Raw genomic sequence first — 4379 nt, 5'->3', positions numbered from 1 at the left:
GTCTGCCCGAAAGCGGGCGCGCCGCCGCGGATGCGGCTCCGAAACCGCAAAATCGATGCCATTTGCCCGAAAAAGGTGCCCCAGCGACGCTCAGACGGCCATCTCGGCGAAGCCGAAGCCGTTAATCAGACGTTCCTTAAGTCGCTCCACTTCGCCTTCAAGCTCAGCCTTCATTAAATCAAACGCAACTGTCACACTGTCAATCCGATCCAAATCGAACCTCCGTTACGCAGAACCTCGAGATTTTTTCTCACGCCACCCTTCCGACCCCGCCCATATCGCCCCGCCCGGCCAGCAGCCCGGCAACCGAGATATCTTCGTCGAGCGCCTCCCAGTGAATGCCGAAGGCGCTGAGAGCATAGGCCTCGCGTGCCGCGTGGGTGGCGTGCAGCAGGCGCGGGAACCACGCCAGCGGCACCCCCACGACGCGGCCATCGGCAAGGCCGACCCACATCGCGTCCTCGTCAAAGCGCACGGTTTCAGCCGAAATAGTCATGCCACGCCCTTTCTATCTCTGCTCGCCGCTGTTCGACCACCCCGGCCAGCCGCCGCAGGGTGCGTGCGTCGAACCCGGCGCTTTCGGCCACGGCCACCTGCGGCGAAAGCTAGAACTTCGCCTCGGCCCCCGCCTTCATCACATGCACATGCGCCGCCTCGCGCGGGTCGCCCTCGTTCGAGTAGATGAAGAAGCGAAACCCGTCATATCGAGACAGCGTTGGCATGGCACAAGCCTAGCGCCCTCTTTTCCCGCTGTCACCTCTCTCTTGCCCGATTAACAACCACCTGAGCTATCGGATAACCCCTTGCCTCCCGGCTTGCGCCTCTCAGGCAATCGGGCCGGGCAAAGGTCCACCGGACCTTCGCCACTCCGGCCCTCGGGGCAACGCGGCAAGCGCGGCACCGCCTTCGCCGCCGTCACCCTGCCCGCTCCAAACCCTTTCCAAACCGTTAACGGAATTCCGAACATGTAATGAATTCAACGCATTGGCCTTTCTAACACGCGTGTTATACCCGCCGCCCGAAAGCGTTGATTTTCTGCCCCGCCGGGGTATCATCAACCTGACAAACCGCGAAAGGGGCTGGCCATGTGGCGGATTCTGATCACTTTTCTTGCATTCACTCTGGGCGCCACCGCGACCCTCGCCCAGCCCTACGATACCACCCGCCTCTTCACCCGCGGTGCCTGGTATGTGGAACTCACCCACGACACCTCGGATGGCGAGCTCTGGTGCTCCGCCGAAACCCGCAACAACGAGGCGCAGACCTTTTCCGTCACCACCTATGATGACGGCGCGGTGATCCTTTTCGTTTTCGATGACCGCTGGGCGCTGGCCTCGCGCGATGTCGATTTTCTCGTCAACATCGACCGCCAGCGCTGGACCATCAGCGGCTATGCCGACGGCATCGGCATTTCGGTGACCCTCGACGACAAGGCCCAATCCGATGAGTTCCTCGTCGATCTGGCGCGCGGCAATTCGGTTTCGGTGGCAAACGCCGATGGCCGCCGGATCGCCGCCTTTTCGCTCTCCGGCTCCTCCGCCGCGCTATCGACGCTGATGGATTGCTGGACCAGCATCCTTTCCGGCGGGTCGGGGCTGGGCAAGAAGGACCCGTTCTAGGCCCCTCAGAGCACCCCCATAACCTCATACATCACCGGCTCGAAGCTGCGGCACAACGTGGCGATGTGGCGGTTGCGTTCACGCATTTCGGCGCTGCGCAGCATCGCCAGGAAATCCTCGCGCCGCTGCCACTGGCTGTAGTTGGCAATCCTGGTATGCGCGTCGTTCATGTGCAGGCCCGCGGCGATGAATCCGGGCTGGTGCCGGATGAACTGCGCATAGGCGTCCTCAAGCGCCTCCATCAGGTCGGCAGCGGTGCCGGGGGTCATGTCGAACGTCGTCAACACCGTCTGGCCTTTGAAATCCTTTGAAATCTGCATGTCCTGGGCCTCCTTTGCCACATCCTGCCACAGCGTGGCGCGCGCGTCACGCGGCGCGAGAGCCGCCGATCAAAGCAAAAACAGCACGATTCCGGGAAACGCCACCAGCGCCAGCACCCGCAAGATGTCGGAGGCCACGAACCACGCCACCGGGCCGTAGGCGGCGGCGGGGTTGGTGCTCCGGTCGATCGCGGTGATGACGAAAAGGTTCATTCCCACCGGCGGGGTGATCAGCCCGACCTCGACGACAATCAGCACCAGCACGCCGAACCAGACCGCGGCATGTTGCGGTGCCAGGCCAAAATCGAGGCCCGCGATCAGCGGCCAGAAAATCGGGATGGTCAGCAGGATCATCGACAGGCTGTCCATCACGCAACCAAGCGCGAGGTAAAAGACCAGGATCAGCCCCAGCACCGCAAACGGGCCAAGCCCCAGCCCGGCAACAAGATCGGACATTTCCTGCGGCACCCGCGCGAAAGCCAGAAATCCGTTGTAAAGCGCCGCGCCGAGCAGGATGAAAAAGATCATCGCGCTTGCGCGCGCGGTCTCGAAAAGCGCCGCGCGCAAACCGGCAAGGGTCAACCCGCCCGCAGCCCAGGCCATCAACCCGGTGCCCGCCGCCCCCACCGCAGCGCCCTCGGTCGGGGTGAACCAGCCGCCCCAGATACCGCCCACCACCAGCCCGAAAATCGCCGCCACCGGCCAGAGCGCCAGCGTCGCCCGCACCTTTCCCTCGCGCGGCATCGGCGAACCCGCCGCCTCGGGGTGTCGGCGCACATAAAGCGCAATCACCGCGCCATAGCCCAGCGCCGCCAAAAGCCCCGGCACCATTGCCGCAAGAAAAAGATGCGCGATGTTGGTTTCGGTCAGGATCGCATAGATCACCAACACCACCGAGGGCGGAATGAGAATCCCGAGCGTGCCCCCCGCTGCCAGTGTCGCCACCGAAAATCCGCCCGCATAGCCCGCGCGCTTCAATTCCGGCAGCGCCACTTGCGCCATTGTCGCGGCGGTGGCCAGCGACGAGCCGCAGATCGCGCCAAAGCCCGCGCTCGCGGCAATCGCTGCCATTGCCAGCCCGCCGCGCCAATGCCCCACCCATGCCCCGGCGGCGCGAAAAAGTGCCCGGCTCATGCCGCCGCGGGTGGCAAACTGGCCCATCAGAAGAAACATCGGAATCACTGCCAGCGAATAGCTGGAGAAGGTCGAAAAGCTTTCGGTCTTCAGCCGCGCCAGTACCATTGCCGGGCTTCCGGTGGCCAGCGTCAGCCCCGCCGCGCCCACCGCAAACATCGCCAGCCCAATCGGAGCGCGCGCGAAAATGAGCAGCAACAGCACCGGGAACGAGGCGAAGCCGAGCGCCAGCGTGCTCATCTCTGCCCCCGGACCGCGTCCCAAAGCGTCACCACTGCCGCCACCCAGGCCGCCACGCAGCAGGCCGCGTAGGCCCACCAGATCGGCAGCGCCAGCAGAAACGTGGTCTCGCCGCTTCGCGCCTTGGCAAATGTGCCCGCCCCCAGCCGCCAGGCGATCAGCAGCATCACCGCCGCCATGCCAAGCGCCCAGATCCGCCCGAGCGCGGCATTGGCGCGGCGCGGCAGCCGCGCGGCGAAAACCTCGACCGTCGCATGGGCGCGATCAAGCTGCGCCAGCGGCAGGAAGGCAAAGACCACGAAAGCGATGCCAAGCTCCACCAACTCATACCCCGCGCGCACCGGCCCGAAACCCGGCACGCCCAGCCGCGCCAGCGCGCTGCCCGCAACCGAGACGCAGATCATCGCCACCAGCGCCAGCAGCACGGCACCGCCCGCCAGCGCCAGCCCCCGCGCCAGCCCCAGCATCATCCGGTCAACCGCCATGTGCCGCCAGCGCCGCCGTGACCCGCGCCAGAAGCGCCGCCCCGTCAATGCCCGCCGCCGCCATGTCGGCCAGCCAGCGCGCGCGCACCGGTTCTGCCGCCGCCTGCCAGCGCGCCACCTCGAGGGCGTCCAGTGACACCACCGCATTTCCCGCCGCCACCGCCTCGGCCCGCATCGGCGCATCCGCCGCCTGCTGCAACCGCCCGGCATTGGCGGAAAACGCGAGGCCAGATTCCGCGTCGATGATGGCGCGCAGGTCGTCGGGCAGCCCCGCATAGCGCTCCTTGTTCATCGCCAGAATGAAGGTCGCAACATAGATCGAGCGGCCGGGAAACTCGGTGTGGTTATGCACAAGTTCCGCCGCCCGGATCGAACTTGTCACCTCCCACGGCAAAAGCGCGCCATCGATCACCCCGCGCGAGAGTGCCTCGGGCACCGCAGGCACCGCCATGCCCAGCGCCACCGCGCCGAGCCCTTCCAGCAGTTGCGCGGTAATGCGCGAGGGGGCACGCAGTTTCAGCCCCGCCATATCCTCCAGCCGCAGCACTGGGCGCGAAGAATGCACCACCCCCGGCCCGTGC

6 protein-coding genes and 1 pseudogene are annotated in these 4379 nt (G+C 65.8%); 1 reads left to right on the top strand and 6 read right to left on the bottom strand.

Features of this window, described 5'->3' with window-relative positions; all coding sequences use genetic code 11:
• Positions 1 to 250 precede the first annotated feature (250 nt).
• On the bottom strand, positions 251 to 496 hold the full coding sequence (locus Q8J98_RS12030) for a DUF2442 domain-containing protein (RefSeq protein WP_305294560.1): 246 nt from the start codon (positions 494 to 496) through the stop codon (positions 251 to 253).
• A gap of 109 nt (positions 497 to 605) precedes the next feature.
• Positions 606 to 722 carry a DUF4160 domain-containing protein gene (locus tag Q8J98_RS12025; protein WP_305294559.1) on the bottom strand — a complete coding sequence of 39 codons (117 nt, stop codon included), beginning with the start codon at positions 720 to 722 and terminating at the stop codon, positions 606 to 608.
• A 363-nt stretch (positions 723 to 1085) separates the two neighbouring features.
• On the opposite strand from Q8J98_RS12025, the gene Q8J98_RS12020 reads away from it, so the two are divergent.
• Entirely contained in the window at positions 1086 to 1619 is a 534-nt protein-coding gene (locus Q8J98_RS12020) for a hypothetical protein (RefSeq protein ID WP_305294558.1), read from the top strand.
• A gap of 5 nt (positions 1620 to 1624) precedes the next feature.
• Here Q8J98_RS12020 and Q8J98_RS12015 read toward each other — a convergent pair whose 3' ends face one another.
• The 4 genes and pseudogenes from Q8J98_RS12015 to Q8J98_RS12000 form a co-directional block, all read right to left on the bottom strand.
• Positions 1625 to 1939, bottom strand: coding sequence for an antibiotic biosynthesis monooxygenase (locus Q8J98_RS12015; protein ID WP_305184089.1), 315 nt, complete (start codon positions 1937 to 1939; stop codon positions 1625 to 1627).
• 69 nt (positions 1940 to 2008) lie between these two features.
• On the bottom strand, positions 2009 to 3313 hold the full coding sequence (locus Q8J98_RS12010; protein WP_305294557.1) for a TRAP transporter large permease: 1305 nt from the start codon (positions 3311 to 3313) through the stop codon (positions 2009 to 2011).
• Positions 3310 to 3798: a TRAP transporter small permease gene (locus tag Q8J98_RS12005; RefSeq protein WP_305294556.1), complete on the bottom strand. Its 489-nt coding sequence runs from the start codon at positions 3796 to 3798 to the stop codon at positions 3310 to 3312. The genes Q8J98_RS12010 and Q8J98_RS12005 overlap by 4 nt, the downstream gene beginning before the upstream one ends.
• Positions 3788 to 4379: pseudogene (locus tag Q8J98_RS12000) on the bottom strand (C4-dicarboxylate ABC transporter); the annotation flags it as partial. The gene Q8J98_RS12005 and the pseudogene Q8J98_RS12000, both read right to left, overlap by 11 nt.

The sequence above is a fragment of the Phaeovulum sp. genome (assembly GCF_030684035.1).
Lineage (GTDB): Bacteria > Pseudomonadota > Alphaproteobacteria > Rhodobacterales > Rhodobacteraceae > UBA6213.
Note: the sequence above shows the minus strand (reverse complement) of the source record. Positions and strands in the feature narration are given on the sequence as shown.